This is a genomic window from Lactiplantibacillus pingfangensis (assembly GCF_005404945.1).
GTDB classification, from domain to species: domain Bacteria; phylum Bacillota; class Bacilli; order Lactobacillales; family Lactobacillaceae; genus Lactiplantibacillus; species Lactiplantibacillus pingfangensis.
Map to the genome: position 1 here is coordinate 69,339 of NZ_BJDG01000002.1, position 17,388 is coordinate 86,726.

Here is a 17,388-nt window from a genome sequence, read left to right on the forward strand (position 1 = left end):
AGTTGAACTAGTAATTGTTAGCTTAATCAAGTTATTGAAGGGGTGTTTGCTGTGCAAGTATTATATCATGATCAGCCGTTAGACTTAGTTGGCGAACCTTTAAAAGATGGTGCTGAATTACCAAAATTTAAAGTGTTCACGACGCATAATGAGAAACTCAAGACCAAAGATCTTTTAGGCAAACCCGTGTTGATTTCTGTCATGCCCGATATTGATACTCGGGTCTGCTCGATTCAAACGAAAAAGTTCAATCAACAAGCCGACCAGTACCCACATATTCAATTTTTGGCCGTTTCAAATAATTCAATTGCGGATCAAGCTGGCTGGTGTGCCAAGGAAGGCGTCAAAAACTTGACGGTTGTTTCGGATGAAGACCTTTCCTTCGGCTATGCGACCAATTTATACTTGCCAAATAATGGGACGTTAGCTCGTGCGATTTATGTGGTTGATGCTGCTGGTAAAGTGGTTTATCACGAAATTGTCCCTGAAATGTCTCATGAACCAAACTATGTCGCCGCTTTAGAAGCTTTAAAGCAATTTGACTAAGCATTGACGACCGATTAGAAATTGATTACAATAGGAACATTCAAGCAATGAGCAAGAGAGTAGTTTCTCGTCCCATCTCCAGAAAGAAAACGGCGCTGTAAGTTTTCGTTGGGATTTTAAGCGAAGGTAGCTTGCGAGCTGTTGGCCTGAAAGTTGAGTAAGGCTGACCGGACGGATACGCCGTTCGTTAACAATAATGTTTAAGTGTGAAGAGTAGCGCGGCGAAGCTAAATTGCCGAAACGCGCTATTAGCGACAGCGACCTGTGCTTGCTACGTGACTGATAAAATGCCAAAAGCGCATTCTATCAGTCACTAGGCAATGCTCGGTAGCTGACCGTCGCTAATAACGCTCTTTAAATTTAGGTGGTACCGCGAAGTCTATTCGTCCTAATTAAGTTAGGATGAATAGGCTTTTTTGATGCCAAGACAAAGAAAGGATGTCCGCAAATGTCAGAAGAATTAACCACTGATATGCCGACTAAGTATGATCCGACCGCCGTTGAAAAGGGTCGTTATCAAACTTGGTTGGATGAAGATTTATTCAAGCCTTCGGGCGATAAAAAAGCTAAACCCTATTCCATCGTTATTCCGCCGCCAAATGTTACGGGTAAGTTGCATTTAGGCCATGCTTGGGATACCACGTTGCAGGATATTATTATTCGTCAAAAACGGATGCAAGGGTTTGATACGCTCTGGTTACCAGGGATGGACCATGCCGGGATTGCCACTCAAGCTAAAGTTGAAGCCAAATTACGTGAACAAGGGATTAGTCGTTATGACCTTGGCCGTGAAAAGTTTGTCCAACAAGTTTGGGATTGGAAGGACGAATACGCGTCAATCATCAAACAACAATGGGGTAAAATGGGACTTTCACTTGATTATTCTCGTGAACGCTTCACCATGGATGAAGGTTTGTCTGACGCGGTTAAAAAGGTCTTCGTCACGTTATACAAAAAGGGCCTAATTTATCGTGGCGAATATATCATTAACTGGGATCCACAAGCACGGACCGCTTTGTCAGATATTGAAGTGATTCACCAAGATGATAAAGGCGCTTTCTACCATGTAAAATACCCATTCGCGGACAAGGATTACACATTCAATGGTAAGCATTACATTGAAATTGCCACTACTCGTCCAGAAACGATGATGGGTGATACGGCGGTTGCGGTTAATCCAAGTGATGACCGGTATAAGGAACTCGTTGGTAAAGAAGTGATTTTACCACTTGCCGAACGTCCGATTCCAATCATTGCGGATGCTTACGTTGATCCTGAATTTGGGACTGGGATGGTTAAGATTACGCCAGCCCATGACCCGAATGACTTCCAAGTTGGTAATCGGCATGATTTGAAACGCATCAACACAATGAATGAAGACGCGTCAATGAATGCCAATGCTGGTAAATACGAAGGCATGGACCGGTTTGAAGCACGTAAAGCGATGGTCAAGGATTTGCAAGACCAAGACTTGATGATTAAAATTGATCCAATCGTGCACAGTGTTGGACATTCTGAACGGACCGGCGTTCAAGTTGAAGCGCGCTTATCAACGCAATGGTTTGTGAAGATGAAGCCGTTAGCAGCGCAAGCTCTTAAGAATCAAAAGGGTGACGATAAAGTTAACTTTGTACCAGATCGTTTCGAGGAAACGTTTAATCAATGGATGGAAAATGTTCATGATTGGGTTATTTCGCGACAACTCTGGTGGGGTCATCAAATTCCAGCTTGGTACAATAAGACCACTGGTGAAACTTACGTGGATGTTGAACCACCGAAGGATATTGAAAATTGGGAACAAGATCCAGATGTCTTGGATACTTGGTTCTCAAGTGCACTCTGGCCATTTTCAACGATGGGTTGGCCAAATGAAGATGCGGCGGACTTTAAGCGCTACTTCCCAACCAACACCTTAGTTACCGGCTATGATATCATCTTCTTCTGGGTTTCACGCATGATGTTCCAAAGCCTTGAATTTACTGGGCGGCGGCCATTTAAGAACGTTTTATTGCATGGCTTAATTCGTGATGAACAAGGTCGCAAGATGAGTAAGTCCTTAGGTAACGGGATTGACCCAATGGATGTCATTAAGAAGTACGGTGCCGATGCCCTCCGTTGGTTCTTGTCAAATGGTTCCACAGCTGGTCAAGATGTTCGTTTTAGTTATACGAAGATGGATTCGGCCTGGAACTTTATTAACAAGATTTGGAACGCGAGCCGCTATGTCATCATGAACTTGGGTGACATGGAAAAGCCAACGCTACCAGCACAATCAGATTGGACCTTAGCTGATAAATGGATCTTGAGTCGTTTGAACGCCACGGTTAAGCAAGTGACTGACTGCTTCGAAAAATTTGATTTTGGTGAAGCTGGCCGGGCCTTGTATAACTTTATCTGGAACGATTTCTGTGATTGGTATATTGAAATGAGTAAGGCCATCTTAACTGGTGACGATGCTCAAGCCAAGGCTAATACCCAAAACGTTTTGGCCTATGTCTTGGATCAAACGTTACGCTTACTTCACCCAATCATGCCATTCGTTACTGAAAAGATTTGGTTATCAATGCCACACGTTGGGAAGTCCTTGGTCGTTGCCGACTATCCAGTTGCACATGCGAACTTTGAAGACGAGGCAGCTGAAAATGATATGGCGTCACTAATCGAGTTGATCACCGCAGTTCGGAGTATTCGAGCTGAGGCCAACGCGAAGATGTCTTCAGCAGTTGACTTGTTGATCAAGACGGATAGCGAACGGTTGCAAAAAGTCTTCAAGACTAATGAAGATTATATTGACCGTTTTGCCCATCCAAAGACCTTAGTCATTGGGGCGGATGTGGAAGCACCTAAGTTAGCGATGACGCAAGTGATCAGTGATGCGGAACTTTACATCCCACTGGCTGAATTGGTTGATTTGAATGAAGAAGTTAAGAAGCTTGAAAAAGAACAAGCTAAGTTTGAAAGCGAAGTGACACGGGCAACTAAGAAGCTCGGTAACGAACGCTTTGTTGCAAGCGCACCAGAAGCCGTTGTTAATAGCGAAAAAGAAAAACTCGCTGACAATGAAAGCAAACTCGCTGCCACCAAGCAACGATTAGCCGATATTAAAGCTCAAGCTTAGATCACGACAAAAGTCTATCAGACCGTTTCAGGTTTGGTAGACTTTTTGTTGTTCCAGCCGAAAAAGGGTAAAATATGTCATTGAAGTTAGCTTGACTTGGTGTCGGTCTCGCGTCATATAACGAGTCTAACTGAAGGTTGAAAGGACAAAAGGACTCATAAACACTGTCATATAGGCAACAGGCACTTCCAAATTAGTGGTGATCCCGCTCCGGCAGGCAGAATCGCTGTGCTATGGTGGGACTGTCCCAGCCACAGTGCGGTCTGGAACTTCGATTCAAAGCCGACAGACCGCGTCTTTGAATCGCCCTGTAAGATTAGGCGGCCAAGAACGCCGGCCAATCTTACCGACACAGCACAACGATTCTCCCTGCTTCCGCTAAACCTAGCCTAAAAACAGTTAAATTAGCTGGAAGTCGCCGCTGATGGCATCGGTCGTGCTGGTGGCGTTGGGGCGGCATGTTTCTTGCCGGCATTACGCCACGGACGGTCCGGGACACTTGCGATTTATGCAAGGGTTCCGGGCGAGGACCAAGACGTTACTCAGGCTTGATCCGGTCCCACGGCCGCATGTGATCAGTGGCGACTGGAAGCGGCACTGTCAACTAATTTCCATGCCCTAATCATTGACATGGCAGTAGTTATTAGCAATTTTGGTCTTTCAACCTTTAGGAGTCTAACTAGAAGTGCCACTGATAGGATTAAGTGTTTGAAAGAGGAGCGATTAGTTTGATTGAAAATTATGACCAGGCCTTAGCGTTTATTCATGGCCGTACGAAATTTAAAAAAATGCCGACCTTAGCGCGGATGCGGCAATTTTTACAAGCACTAGGCGATCCGCAACTAAAAGTTAATGGTATTCACGTTGCGGGGACGAATGGCAAAGGGTCAACGGTGGCCAATTTACGCGAACTATTTATGGCGGATGGGCTGACAGTCGGTACATATACATCACCGTTTATCACCCGCTTTAATGAACGAATTAGCGTGGATGGCGAACCGATTAGTGACGCTGATTTAGTTGCACTCGTTCAGCAAGTGCAACCGGTCGTGGCTAAGCTAGATGCCGAACTACCCACCGGTGGCCCGACGGAGTTTGAAATCATCACCGCGATGATGTTCCTGTACTTTGCGACCCAACCAATTGATATTGCGATTGTCGAGGTGGGGTTAGGTGGCTTGTACGATTCGACCAATGTGTTCACCCCCAAAGTGAGCGCCATTACTACGATTGGTTACGACCACATGCAGCTTTTGGGTAATACTTTGACGGAAATTGCGACGCAAAAAGCCGGGATTATTAAGGATAAGGTGCCGGTAGTCGTCGGGAGATTGCCAAAAGACGCCCAGGCGGTCATGGTGGCAACGGCCGCCAACCAGCAGGCGCCGTTACAAACATTAGGCGTGGATTTTGAAACCAAACTGTTACCACCACAAGGCTGGCAAGAGCGGTTTAATTTCGATGATCAGGAGGCCCATTTTAAAGACCTCACGACACCATTACTCGGTGACTATCAAGTTGATAATGCGGCTGTTGCCTTGGCAGCTTACTTGACTTATCATCGTCAGGCCCAGCTGCCGGTCAACGGCCGAGACGTTCGGCAAGCCTTAGCCAATACGACGTGGCCGGGACGGTTGGAGCGCTTGAATCAAGAGCCACTGATTTTGATTGATGGTGCGCACAATGAACCCGCAGTGACGGAGTTGGCGACGACGCTCAAAGAACGCTTTGGCCAACAAACCGTTTACGTGATTTTTGCCGTTTTGGCGGACAAACAGCACGCCCAAATGATTCAAACACTGGCGAAGTTGCCAAATGTGCGCTTGTTATTGACACAGTTTGTGGGACCTAATCCGAAACGCCAAGCAACGGCGCCAAGCGAGTTGGCAGCAGAGTTGCCTGCCCACAAAGAAGCGCCCGTCTTTGCCGATTGGCAGTCAGCGTTGATTGCTGCCACCAACGAGATGTCTAGTGATGACGTCTTATTGTTGACGGGGTCACTCTATTTTATTTCGGATGTGCGGGCCTATTTTAAAACGCAAGCCTAATTTAATTGCGGAGCTACCTAACAGAATAGGGGGGCTTCGTATGAGTTTATTAACTGGTCGAACCGACGACCATGGGACACAGATCCATGACTTGATTCAAACTTATTTTGAAGGCTTTTTGGATGATGCCGCTGCTAATTCCGCCACACTTGCTTTTGAGGACGCCTATCCTGCAACTCAAGTGGGCGTCTGGTCACAGCAACCGGCGGCCAATCCACTTTGGAATAGTTTACTCACCGCATTACGTTGTGGTCGATTATTGCAGCAACAACCGCGAGTGATATTAGGTCAAGTTTACGGCAGTCAACAGATGGGGGAGCATTTAATCCACGATTTTGCCGGTATGGCGCAAGAACAGTTAATTCTGATTTGTTTAGACACGAAAAATCAGATTTTGAAACGTCAGATTGTGTTTCAGGGCACGCTAAATGCTTGTCCAGTCCATCCCCGCGAGATTTTTCAGGCCGCGTTATTGGCCAATACGGCGAGAGTTGTCGTGGCCCATAACCATCCCAGTGGCGATTGCCAGCCGTCGCATAAAGATACCGAATTTACGGAACGCATGGTTGCGGGTGGAACGTTACTGGGCCTGCCATTATTGGATAGTTTTGTGATTGGTGAGACCGATTACTTTAGTTTTGCTGAGCAAGGATTGTTAAACTGTAATACGGAACCTAAATAAAATATGGTAAAATAACGGGGTTAGGGTGCGCATATGCTCGCTTTAATCTCGTTTTTTTGTTAAATTTTATCTAAGTTCAATCGTGATACTGTCTTTTTGGTGTGTTTACGGTATGCTAGGATTTAGGCAGTATTTTTAAAGCAGTGCTATTATGCTATAATACTTACTATTGTGACTAATAAAAATTAAAATGTAATTGATGAAGGGATGAATGTAGTGTTCGGATTTGGGACTAAAAATATCGGGATCGATCTCGGTACTGCCAATACGATTGTGTACGTTGACGGCAAGGGCATCGTACTACGGGAACCATCCGTGGTTGCGAAGAACACGAAGACGGGTGAAATTGTATCTGTCGGTTCAGACGCCCGTGAAATGATTGGACGGACGCCCGCAAGTATCGTGGCAATTCGACCAATGAAAGATGGGGTCATTGCTGACTACGATACTACCGTAGCGATGATGAAGTACTTTATTCAAAAGACGCTCGGTCGTTCAAATGGGAAACCTTATGTCATGGTTTGTGTACCATCAGGTGTCACAGAAGTCGAAAAGCGTGCGGTTATTGACGCCACTCGGGTTGCTGGGGCGCGTGACGCTTATGTCATTGAAGAACCATTTGCTGCTGCGATTGGGGCTGGCTTGCCAGTCATGGATCCAACCGGTAGCATGGTGGTTGATATTGGTGGTGGGACGACAGATGTTGCCACGATTTCATTAGGTGGCATCGTGTCTAGCCGATCAATTCGGATGGCTGGTGACAAGATTGATGATTCAATCATCTATCATGTTCGTCAAAAGTTCAATTTGTTAATCGGTGAACGCACTGCTGAACAATTAAAGATTGCCGTCGGTTCCGCTTCCTTAGAAGCCGCTGAAGACATTGAAAGCACCACCATTCGTGGCCGTGATCTTTTGACTGGTCTACCAAAGACCGTTGAAATTACCGCCGTGGATGTTTCTGAAGCCATTCAGGAAATCGTTTCTGAGATTATTTCTGCAATTAAGGAAACCCTTGAAGAAACGTCACCAGAAATTGCTTCTGACGTCATTGACCACGGGATTGTTTTGACCGGTGGCGGCGCCTTATTAAAGAATCTTTCCGAAGTGATTGCTGACGAAACCAAAGTGCCAGTATTCATTGCGAACGAACCACTCGATTGTGTAGCGGTCGGAACCGGTGAATCACTTAAGAGCATTGATGTTATGAAAAAGCGATAACAGGTGAGCGGGAAGATGACTTCCCGCTTATTTATTGTTAAATCTTTGAATTTTCGACCGGGGGTTCATTATGCAAAAGTTTTTCTCAAACCGTAAATTGGTTATTGCGATTATTATCTTAATTATCAGTTTCGGCTTGATGAGCGTTTCTGTCGCCATTCGGGATCGTAAATCGACGCCACCATTAGTCCAACAGTTTGGTAATGATGTGGCGGGCGCAGTTGATCGCGTTGTTGCTTTACCGGTCAATGGGTTACAAGGTGCTACGAATTCCGTTTCAGACTTATTAAACACTTATCAAGAAAATCAAAAATTAAAGAAACAAGTTGATCAATTAGCGCAAGCTAAGGTCAATGCACAAACCGCAACTGCCGAAAACAAGCAATTGCGTAAGGAATTAAAGCTCAATAATGCCCTGACCGATTATACGGCCGTGACGGCGAACGTTTTGACGCGAACCCCATCTTCTTGGATGAACCAATTGGTGATTTCTAAGGGAGCGACGGCTGGCGTTAAGAAGGATATGCCAGTAATGTCACAATCCGGCTTAATTGGTCGCGTGGTTGAAGTGAATCAGACCAATTCAAAAGTTGAGTTGATTTCGAATACCAGTTCTTCAGCGGATAAATTTGCCATTCAGATTACGAATTCTGCGGGTAAAACCGTGAATGGGATTGTCACTGGTTTTGATAAGACCAATAATCTCATTGAAATGGGCTCAGTCACGTCAACCGTTAAGATTAAAAAGGGTGACAAAGTCATTACGAGTGGTCTCGGTGGGTTAACGCCTAAGGGGCTCTATGTTGGGACCGTGGCGCAAGTCAAACAAGACGATTACGGGCTGGCATCAGAAGTTGAAATCAAGCCCGCTGCCGATTTGACCGACTTAACCGTCGTGACGGTTGCTGAACAATAGGGAGGGATAACTTTGAAATCACGCTTAAGAATTATCTTCCCGATTGGCTTATTTTTGGCTTTGTTTTTGGACGGGTCATTGTCAAACGTTTTTGCTGGGAGTCTATTCAAGTATCCCTACGCGAGCGTTTTACATTTAGTCCTGATGTGGGTGATCTTTGCGGTCTTTTTAGATGATCGTGATGAGCTGCCCGTTGTCGCGTGGTCAGCATTTGCCGGTCTGGTTTTCGATTGGTTTTACACGGGTATTTTTGGCGTCTATTTGATTGCCTTACCACTCGTGGTTTACTTATGTCGCCAAATCAAGCCATGGTTAGACCTGAACTTTTTAACGTTACTAATGGTGTATATTATTAATTTGACGATTGTCGAAGCTTTCGTGTATGTGTGGTACCTGATCAGTAAAATTGTCACTAGTAATTTGGCTGACTTTGCAGTCTATACGTTAGGACCGACGATTGCCGTAAATCTCGCCATTTTCGTTATCTTGTATTATCCGGTGCGTCAATTGTATCTAAAGGTTAATTAGTCGGTGGAAAGGAATTCGAGCATGCAACAAAGTGTGATTTTGAAAGCCAGTAATGATGGCTATGACTTGATCTTTCGGCAAGCCGCTAGTTTTGATGCGATTATGGTCGATTTAAAGACCTTGCTAGACCGGTTACAAGTTGACAATACAACTGATAAGCAAATCTCTTTCGATATGAGTAGCGAAGGCCGCTTGTTGACTGCTGAGCAGACGCAAAAAGTGACGCAATTAGTCAATCGCTATTCATTGTTCAGTATTCATAAACTGACTGCGGATGTGATTTTAGCATCCGATGCGTTAGCAATGATCGAACGGAGTACGGTGCATTTAGTGAATCAGATTGTGCGTAACGGACAAGTCTTAGCCGTGACTGGTGACGTGTTATTCTTTGGGAAAATTCATGAGGGTGGTGTTTTGCGCGCCACCGGGAGTATTTTTGTGATGGGAGAAATTGCTGGTGCCTTAGAGGCTGGCTACCCTGATCATAATGATGCGGCCATCGTGAGTGATTTAGCGACCGTGCCACGCGTGCGCGTCGGTGAGTTAATCGAATTAGTGGATAAAGAAAAAATCGTGGCGGGGACGAATGTGGTTTATATTAATGACATTCAAGCTCTCGACTATGTGCCGCTGAACCAGTTGAAACGGGTTCGGCCAAAATTATTTACGCGGAATGGAGGACGTCTTTAATGGGAAAAGCAATTGTGGTCACTTCTGGTAAAGGTGGCGTTGGTAAAACAACGACAACCGCCAATCTTGGCACGGCTTTAGCGTTAATGGGGAAGAAAGTTTGCCTCGTTGATTTGGATATTGGGTTACGGAATTTGGATGTGATTCTTGGCTTAGACAACCGGATTTTATATGACATCGTGGATGTCGTTGAAAACCGCGCTCAAATTCGTCAAGCCCTAGTTAAGGATAAACGCTTTGATGATTTGTTGTTCTTACTGCCTGCCGCGCAAAATGCGGATAAAGATTCTTTGAATCCAGAGCAAGTTAAAGCAGTCGTGGACGAATTGAAACCTGATTTCGATTACATCTTGTTAGATTGTCCAGCCGGAATCGAACGCGGTTTCATGAATGCGATTGCCGGTGCCGATGCGGCAATTATCGTTTCCACGCCAGAAATTTCAGCCATCCGCGATGCTGACCGGGTCGTTGGCCTATTGGAACAATATCCATTAGCCGAAGCGCCTAAATTAGTCATCAATCGGATTCGGCGGCGCATGATGCAAGATGGCGAAACGATGGATATTGATGAAATCACCCATCACTTATCAATTGATCTGTTGGGGATCGTTTTTGATGATGATGCGGTCATTCGGACTTCTAATAATGGAGAACCAATTGTTCTTGATCCTAAAAATGCGGCGGCACAAGGCTATCGTAATATTGCCCGTCGGATTGAGGGCGAAACGGTGCCGTTGATGAACATTGAGCAACAAAAACCAGGTGTTTGGTCACGGATTGCCGGCATTTTTCGGCGAAATAACTAAAAAACGCTTGACGAGTGACTAGCTTTTGGTTATTATGAGAACAACATTAAAAAACAGAGAACAGAAGAGTAGTTCATCAATTATCGACCAGAGAATCGGCGCTGCTGGAAAGCCGACCGTAGTTGAGGAACGAACCACATCTGTGAGTTGAACGGCTGAACGAAGTAAGCTGTTTCGGTTGGCCTCGTTAGCGGCGGAGTTTAGTGATAAACTCGCTGAGTTCAATTGCGTGAGTAATTGAAAAAGATGAGGTGGCACCGCGATAAAATCGTCCTCTTAGGCTATAGGCCTAGGGACGGTTTTTTTTTTTTTTTATCACTAAACTCCCTGAGGCAGTGACTGTGAAGTTACTGCGAAGTGAGGTGGCACCGCGCATAGACGTCCTCTTGAGAACTTTTCTCAAGGGGACTTTTTTGTTACTGTGATAAAAATTAGGAGGGAAAGCATATGCACTATATTTTAGAAATCTTGCCATCATTATTATCAGGCGCCGGGATGACGCTACAAATCTTTCTTTGGACGTTGATTGGATCACTACCGTTGGGGCTGATTTTAAGTCTCGGGTTGATTTCAAAGATCAAACCGTTACAATGGCTGATCAACTTTTATGTTTGGCTCATGCGAGGCACGCCATTATTGCTGCAATTGATCTTCGTGTTTTATGGCTTACCACTAATTGGGGTGGTTTTCCCACGTTATGAAGCGGCCTTATTTGCCTTCATTTTAAACTACGCAGCTTACTTCGCGGAAATCTTCCGCGGGGGGTTACAAGCCATCGACAATGGCCAATATGAAAGTGCGCGGGTCTTGCGACTCAGTTACGGTCAGACGATTCGTAAAATCGTGATCCCGCAAGTCGTTAAGATTGTGATTCCGTCAGTCGGTAATGAAGTCATTAATTTGATTAAGGATTCTTCATTGGTCTACGTCATCGGGATTGGTGATTTGCTACGTGCGGGGAATGTTGCCACGGCTCGCGATGTCACCTTGGTCCCATTAGTCTTAGTTGCGGTGCTTTACTTATTGTTGACGGCAGTGACGACCTTTGTCTTACGTCAAGTCGAAAAACGTTACAGTTACTGGAAATAAGGAGGGGTCAATATGTTAGAACTTAAAAATATTACGAAGCGTTTTGGTGATCGCACGATTATTAATAAGTTAAATTTAACCGTTAAAGATGGCGAAATTTTAAGTATTGTTGGTCCTTCTGGTGCCGGTAAAACGACGCTATTACGGTGTATCACCGGGTTGGAAAAAGTCGATGGTGGCGATTTTCTTGTTGATGGGAAGCCCTTTGATCCCTTTACCAACCGCTCAAACGACAGTGTAATTGGGGTCGTGTTCCAAAACTTCGAGCTTTTTCCGCATTTGACGGTTTTACAAAATATTACTTTAGCGCCAACGATGGTTCTCAAACAATCTGAAGCAGATGCCCAAGCGGCCGCGAACAAGTTATTGGCACGTTTGAATTTGAGTGACCACGGGGATCAGTATCCGTACCAACTCTCCGGTGGGCAACAACAACGGGTCGCGATTGCACGAGCACTCGCAATGAAACCCAATGTTTTATGTTATGACGAACCAACGTCAGCCCTAGATCCGAATTTACGTCAAGAAGTGGAAAAATTGATTTTGGGCCTCAAAGCAGACGGCATGACGCAAATCGTCGTCAGTCATGATTTAACCTTTGCGGAAAATATTGCGGACGAGATGTTACACGTTGAACCAAATCAAACGAAATAGGAGGAGATTGCATGAAAAAAAGATTAATTTCATTGAGCCTGATTTTCGTTCTCCTTTTCGGTTTAGCAGGCAGCTTGTCTGGTTGTGAAAATGTTACGACGCGGGCGGATACGCAAGATACTTGGGCTAAAATCAAACGTCGTGGGTCCGTTGTCGTGGGCTTAGATGATAGTTTCGTGCCAATGGGATTCCGTGAAAAATCCGGTAAGTTAGTTGGGTACGATATTGATTTGGCTCGGGCTGTCTTCAAGTTGTACGGCATCAAGGTGAGTTTCCAGACCATTGATTGGTCGATGAACGCGACCGAATTGCGGAATGGCACGATTGATTTGATTTGGAATGGGTACACGAAAAATCCACAACGAGAAAAAGTGGTGGCCTTCAGTGATACTTATTTGAAAAATAAGCAAGTGCTAGTTTCTTTGAAGAAAAATAACATTAACTCATTTAATGACATGACTGGCAAAACGTTGGGCGCCCAGTCAGGGTCATCTGGTTACCAGTCTTTGGAAGACAATCCTAAGTTGCTGAAAGATAAAATTGCTAAAAAGACCCCGGTTCAATATGACACTTTTACGAATGCCTTTTTGGATTTGAATGCTGGACGAATTCAAGGGTTATTGATTGATAGCGTTTATGCGAATTACTACATTAAGCATGAAGCTAATGCGGCGGATTACCACGAAACGCAAGGCACGTTCAACTCTGAAGATTTTGCCGTTGGGATGCGCAAAGGGGATAAGACCATGAAAGCTAAAATTAACGCAGGTTTGAAGACGTTAAAAGCTAATGGGACCTTAGCAAAAATCAATAAGAAATGGTTTGGTAATCAACAAGTTGAGAACTAAATCGGGTAACTAAAAAATGGAGCTGTGACATTAGTCATGGCTCCATTCGTGTTTTCGAACAATTATGATGTTGTTACCTTTGTGCCGTGCACAATTTTTTGAAGGCTATTTGAAAAATTCGTTGTATAACGCAATCACGGCTTGATCCGCGTCGCGGTCGTGGACGCCGAACATAATCGAGATTTCGGAAGCGCCTTGGTTGACCATAATTAATTTGATATTATGATCCGCTAGGGCGGTTGAGGCCCGTGACATGATACCGACACGATTGCGCATGCTTTCACCGACAATCATCAAAATCGAATAATCGTGGGTAAAGTAAATTTCATCTGGCTGCACCGCCGCCGCAATTTCAGCCTTGAGGGCGGTTTCTAATTCGGGTGTTAATTGATGCTCATCGAAGATAATGGTTAAGTCATCGATCCCGGATGGCATGTGTTCATAACTGACGTGATGATCTTCTAAAATGGTTAAGATTTTGCGACCAAAGCCAACTTCCTTGTTTAACAAATATTTACGGATATATAATGAACAAAAGCTGGAAGAACTAGCAATCCCAGTCACCGGATAGTCCGTGCTGTTGTCCTTAGTTGACTTGATCAAAGTGCCAGGGGCCTCTGGGTGATTTGTGTTCTTAACATTTACCGTAATGTTACCTTGAATTGCCGGAATCAAGGCTTCATCGTGGAAAACAGAGAAGCCTGCGTAGGAAAGTTCGCGCATTTCTCGGAACGTCATTTCCTGAATCGCTGCGGGCTGTGAGACTAGTGACGGATTAACGGCATAGATGGCATCAACGTCGGTAAAGTTTTCGTAACGGTCCGCCTGCACGCCACGGGCAATGATTGCCCCGGTAATATCTGAACCACCACGCGAGAAGGTACAAATCTGGCCATTACGGTTATAGGCAAAGAAGCCTGGAATGACAAGTATTTGGTCGCTGTTGGCCCACTGAGCGAGATTATCATAGCTTTTTTCAATGATTTGGGCGTCATCTGGGACATCGGTGACGACCATGCCGGCGGCTTTGGGGTCCAAGTAGCGGGCATTTAGACCTGCTTGTGCGAAGACCGCGGCAACTAATTGGGCGTTTAACCGTTCACCATGCGCTTTAAATGCTGCCATCAAATAGCTGTTATCGGCGTAGGTTTGTTTAGGTAAGTTTTTAATGGTGTCAAAAATTGGTGTTAATCGGGCGTCGGCAACGTTAAAGCCGTGCCCAATTTCGGCGTAGCGGTCAATGATCGATTGCATGACAGCCGTTGTATCCTGATGATGAATGGTCTGGCGGGCATACTGAATGAGTAAGTCGGTCACCTTGGTGTCGCCATCAAACCGTTTACCCGGCGCAGAAACAATCACATATTTCCGTTGGTCGTCTGCTTTGACGATCGACAGTACTTTTTGTAGCTGGGTACTGCTGGCAAGTGAACTGCCACCAAATTTAATTACTTTCACATTAAATCGCTCCTCAATTTTATCAATACTTCAAAGAATAGCAGACAAACCGCTTGTTTGCAATGTTAATGTGACCTCATCTGACTCTCATTTTAACCGTTAGATTGTTAACTTGGCGGCAACATTTTCAGCAACCGACATTGAAAGTTGCGTCAGTGCAACCTTTCGCTTATTATTTAATACATATGCAAGGAGGAAGAAAACATTTGCAAACTCAGTTAGCAAAAGGGGTTCAATTGACGACGGTCTTGAGTCATCAATTTAAAACCAATCAAATTATTATCAATTTTCGGGCACCGATTAAGCGGACCGATATTACAAAACGGGCCTTATTGGCTAATTTATTAGAAACGAGTTCTGCGGACTATCCGGACCAACGAGCATTAGCACATGCTTTAGCCGAGATGTATGGGGCGGCCTTTGGTGCCGGCGTCAGTCGCAAGGGACCGACGCATAACTTACAATTATCTATTACCGTGCCAAATGAACGGTTTCTGGCAACGACAGAACCATTAACCATGCAAGCCATCGACTTCTTAGTGAAGATTATTTTTAAACCGCTCGCACAGGACGGTCATTTTGATGAGCCGACTTTTAAGCGCCAAGCGACTAATTTGAAGGCTTCCATTGAGTCGGTTGCGGATGATAAACAATATTATGCGGCCCAGAAATTAAATGAGGCCTTATTCGCGGCCGATGTTGCCCAACAACTACCCAGTTATGGGGTGGCAGCAGATATTGCGGCGATCACGTCACAAGGGTTGTATGACTATTATCAAACCTTGTTAGTTGACGATCAAATTGATGTGATTATGATGGGTGATTTCGAAGAAGCCGCGGTGATTGATCGTTGGCAAGCCGTTGCCTTTAAAAATCGGCTCGTTGCAAGACCAGCTGCCTTTTATCGTCACCAAGATACTGGCAACTATCTTGAAAAAACCGAAGTGCAAGCGTTAAGTCAAGCTAAGTTGAACTTAGGCTATGATTTCCCAGTTTTTTACCGCGATCAGCATTATTATGCGGCGTTGGTTTTCAATGAATTATTTGGTGGCTCACCATTATCTAAATTGTTTACGAATGTGCGGGAGAAAGCGAGCTTGGCTTATTATGCTAGCAGCTCTCTTGATACATTTCGTGGCGTCTTAAAAGTTTCTGCGGGCATTGACGGCCAAAATCATGACCAAGTGTTGGCGATTATTGCGGCACAGTTAACCGCGATTCAACAAGGTGAGTTCACGGATGACCTCGTTGACCAATTAAAGCTGGGGTTGATTAATGATTTTGAGTCAAGTTTAGACAGTCAGCGCACGTTTGCCATTCAAGCCTTAATCGACGATCTGACCCAGCAAACGGTTAGTGACGCTGATTGGCTCAAAAATATTCAGGCCGTGACCCGCGAGCAGATTATCGCAGTGGCACAATTGGTGACGCTGAACAATGGCTTCTTCTTGAACGGGGGACAGCATGAAAGTAACTAATTATGATCAATTTAATGAAACCAGTTATCAAACTAAGTTGGCGAATGGCTTAACTGTAACTATGCTCCCAAAGGCTGGCTATCATAAAACCTATGCTATTTTTACGACGAATTATGGCTCAATCAATAATACGTTTGTTCCTGCTGGTGAAACCGACATGCGGCGTTTTCCTGATGGGATTGCGCACTTTTTGGAACACAAAATGTTTGAAAAGGCTGATCATGATGCCTTTCAAACATTTGGTAAATATGGCGCCAGCGCCAATGCATTTACGAGTTTTACCCGGACAAGTTATCTCTTTTCGGCCACCCGTAATTTGAAAGAAAATCTGGAAACTTTGCTAGATTTCGTTCAAGTCCCTTATTTCACTGAGAAAACGGTGGAAAAGGAAAAGGGAATCATTGGGCAAGAAATTGAAATGTATGATGACGATCCAAGCTGGCGGTTGTACTTCGGGATGATCGGTAATTTGTACCCTAACCATCCGTTACAGTCTGATATTGCAGGAACCACCGATTCAATCGCTAAAATTACGGCAGACGAGTTGTACGCGGCTTACCGAACCTTCTATCATCCAGAAAATATGACGTTATTTATTGTTGGAAAACTGGACCCGGAAGAAGTGTTGGCTTGGATTACGGCCAATCAAGCAAGCAAACAATTCGACGCGTTTCAACCGATTGAAACGAAGATTCCAGCAACGGCCGAAGATGGTCACGATATTATTCCTTATCGTTCCATTGAGATGCCCGTGACGCGTGCTAAGTCAATTGTTGGCGTCAAAGGACTGGTGCCAATCGAACCCGGGTTGCCAGCATTGAAATATCGCGCAGGCGTCAATGTCTTATTAGAGATGTTATTTGGTGATACCTCTAAAAATTATTTACACTTATACGATCAAGGAATTATTGACGACACGTTTGGTTATGATTTTGAATTACAAAATGGTTTCGACTTCTTGACCTTTAGTGGTGAGACCGATGATCCAGCCGCTTTTGATGCGGCAATCATCGATGGCTTAGAAAACTGGCAATCGGCAGTGCTTGGTCAGGAACAACACTTAGCGGCAATCAAGAAGGAAATGATTGGTCGGATCATCTTTATGGCCAACTCATTGGAAGCCATTGCCAACCGTTACGACCAACAGTTATTTGGTCAAGCCACAATTTTTGATGAACCTGCCGTGATTAACGACTTACGTTTGGAAGATTTGGCAACAATCGCTGAACAGTTACTCACATCGCAAGCCATCAGCGAATATCAAATTCGGCCAGCAGCCAAGAATTAAAGAAATCCGAAAGTTATG

Annotated in this window: 15 protein-coding genes and 2 other annotated features; of the genes, 14 read left to right on the forward strand and 1 reads right to left on the reverse strand. The window is 44.7% G+C overall.

Annotation, left to right across the window (positions count from 1 at the left end; translation table 11 throughout):
- Window positions 1–51 precede the first annotated feature (51 nt).
- From tpx to FFM74_RS00795, 12 genes are all read left to right on the forward strand, one after another.
- Window positions 52–546, forward strand: a complete 495-nt coding sequence (tpx, locus tag FFM74_RS00740; protein WP_137624744.1) for a thiol peroxidase — start codon at window positions 52–54, stop codon at window positions 544–546.
- A 38-nt stretch (window positions 547–584) separates the two neighbouring features.
- Window positions 585–940 (forward strand) — a binding site (T-box leader).
- Between the two features lie 54 nt (window positions 941–994).
- Window positions 995–3,664: a valine--tRNA ligase gene (locus tag FFM74_RS00745; RefSeq protein ID WP_137624745.1), complete on the forward strand. Its 2,670-nt coding sequence runs from the start codon at window positions 995–997 to the stop codon at window positions 3,662–3,664.
- Between the two features lie 788 nt (window positions 3,665–4,452).
- The gene (locus FFM74_RS00750) at window positions 4,453–5,712 is read left to right on the forward strand and encodes a bifunctional folylpolyglutamate synthase/dihydrofolate synthase (RefSeq protein WP_414672063.1); all 1,260 of its coding nucleotides are present in this window, start codon (window positions 4,453–4,455) and stop codon (window positions 5,710–5,712) included.
- Between the two features lie 40 nt (window positions 5,713–5,752).
- Window positions 5,753–6,394 (forward strand): JAB domain-containing protein, encoded by a 642-nt coding sequence (locus FFM74_RS00755; RefSeq protein WP_137624747.1) that lies wholly within the window; start codon window positions 5,753–5,755, stop codon window positions 6,392–6,394.
- Between the two features lie 216 nt (window positions 6,395–6,610).
- On the forward strand, window positions 6,611–7,615 hold the full coding sequence (locus tag FFM74_RS00760) for a rod shape-determining protein (protein WP_137606777.1): 1,005 nt from the start codon (window positions 6,611–6,613) through the stop codon (window positions 7,613–7,615).
- A gap of 70 nt (window positions 7,616–7,685) precedes the next feature.
- Entirely contained in the window at window positions 7,686–8,531 is an 846-nt protein-coding gene (gene mreC, locus FFM74_RS00765; protein ID WP_137624748.1) for a rod shape-determining protein MreC, read from the forward strand.
- 12 nt (window positions 8,532–8,543) lie between these two features.
- Window positions 8,544–9,059 (forward strand): rod shape-determining protein MreD, encoded by a 516-nt coding sequence (mreD, locus tag FFM74_RS00770; protein WP_137624749.1) that lies wholly within the window; start codon window positions 8,544–8,546, stop codon window positions 9,057–9,059.
- Between the two features lie 21 nt (window positions 9,060–9,080).
- Window positions 9,081–9,749, forward strand: coding sequence for a septum site-determining protein MinC (locus FFM74_RS00775; protein WP_137624750.1), 669 nt, complete (start codon window positions 9,081–9,083; stop codon window positions 9,747–9,749).
- Complete coding sequence (minD, locus tag FFM74_RS00780) at window positions 9,749–10,555, forward strand: septum site-determining protein MinD (RefSeq protein ID WP_137624751.1); 807 nt, start codon at window positions 9,749–9,751, stop codon at window positions 10,553–10,555. Before FFM74_RS00775 ends, minD begins: the two co-directional genes overlap by 1 nt.
- A gap of 47 nt (window positions 10,556–10,602) precedes the next feature.
- Window positions 10,603–10,834, forward strand: a binding site (T-box leader).
- Window positions 10,835–11,002: 168 nt separating this feature from the next.
- The gene (locus FFM74_RS00785) at window positions 11,003–11,644 is read left to right on the forward strand and encodes an amino acid ABC transporter permease (RefSeq protein WP_137624752.1); all 642 of its coding nucleotides are present in this window, start codon (window positions 11,003–11,005) and stop codon (window positions 11,642–11,644) included.
- A 12-nt stretch (window positions 11,645–11,656) separates the two neighbouring features.
- Window positions 11,657–12,298 (forward strand): amino acid ABC transporter ATP-binding protein, encoded by a 642-nt coding sequence (locus FFM74_RS00790; RefSeq protein ID WP_137624753.1) that lies wholly within the window; start codon window positions 11,657–11,659, stop codon window positions 12,296–12,298.
- Window positions 12,299–12,309: 11 nt separating this feature from the next.
- Window positions 12,310–13,146 carry an amino acid ABC transporter substrate-binding protein gene (locus FFM74_RS00795; protein WP_137624754.1) on the forward strand — a complete coding sequence of 279 codons (837 nt, stop codon included), beginning with the start codon at window positions 12,310–12,312 and terminating at the stop codon, window positions 13,144–13,146.
- Window positions 13,147–13,251: 105 nt separating this feature from the next.
- Here FFM74_RS00795 and FFM74_RS00800 read toward each other — a convergent pair whose 3' ends face one another.
- A complete protein-coding gene (locus tag FFM74_RS00800) occupies window positions 13,252–14,604 on the reverse strand; it encodes an aspartate kinase (RefSeq protein WP_137624755.1) in 1,353 nt (450 codons plus the stop codon).
- Between the two features lie 206 nt (window positions 14,605–14,810).
- Between FFM74_RS00800 and yfmF the strand changes: the two genes are divergently transcribed.
- On the forward strand, window positions 14,811–16,082 hold the full coding sequence (gene yfmF, locus FFM74_RS00805) for an EF-P 5-aminopentanol modification-associated protein YfmF (RefSeq protein ID WP_223877122.1): 1,272 nt from the start codon (window positions 14,811–14,813) through the stop codon (window positions 16,080–16,082).
- Entirely contained in the window at window positions 16,069–17,370 is a 1,302-nt protein-coding gene (gene yfmH, locus FFM74_RS00810) for an EF-P 5-aminopentanol modification-associated protein YfmH (protein ID WP_137624757.1), read from the forward strand. The genes yfmF and yfmH overlap by 14 nt, the downstream gene beginning before the upstream one ends.
- Window positions 17,371–17,388 lie beyond the last annotated feature (18 nt).

Bases quoted from the DNA above. Each gene is read 5' to 3' on its own strand.
- FFM74_RS00745 (WP_137624745.1), top strand. From the start codon at position 995: ATGTCAGAAGAATTAACCACTGATATGCCGACTAAGTATGATCCGACC.
- FFM74_RS00750 (WP_414672063.1), top strand. From the start codon at position 4,453: ATGCCGACCTTAGCGCGGATGCGGCAATTTTTACAAGCACTAGGCGAT.
- FFM74_RS00755 (WP_137624747.1), top strand. From the start codon at position 5,753: ATGAGTTTATTAACTGGTCGAACCGACGACCATGGGACACAGATCCAT.
- mreC (WP_137624748.1), top strand. From the start codon at position 7,686: ATGCAAAAGTTTTTCTCAAACCGTAAATTGGTTATTGCGATTATTATC.
- FFM74_RS00775 (WP_137624750.1), top strand. From the start codon at position 9,081: ATGCAACAAAGTGTGATTTTGAAAGCCAGTAATGATGGCTATGACTTG.
- minD (WP_137624751.1), top strand. From the start codon at position 9,749: ATGGGAAAAGCAATTGTGGTCACTTCTGGTAAAGGTGGCGTTGGTAAA.
- FFM74_RS00785 (WP_137624752.1), top strand. From the start codon at position 11,003: ATGCACTATATTTTAGAAATCTTGCCATCATTATTATCAGGCGCCGGG.
- FFM74_RS00790 (WP_137624753.1), top strand. From the start codon at position 11,657: ATGTTAGAACTTAAAAATATTACGAAGCGTTTTGGTGATCGCACGATT.
- FFM74_RS00795 (WP_137624754.1), top strand. From the start codon at position 12,310: ATGAAAAAAAGATTAATTTCATTGAGCCTGATTTTCGTTCTCCTTTTC.
- yfmH (WP_137624757.1), top strand. From the start codon at position 16,069: ATGAAAGTAACTAATTATGATCAATTTAATGAAACCAGTTATCAAACT.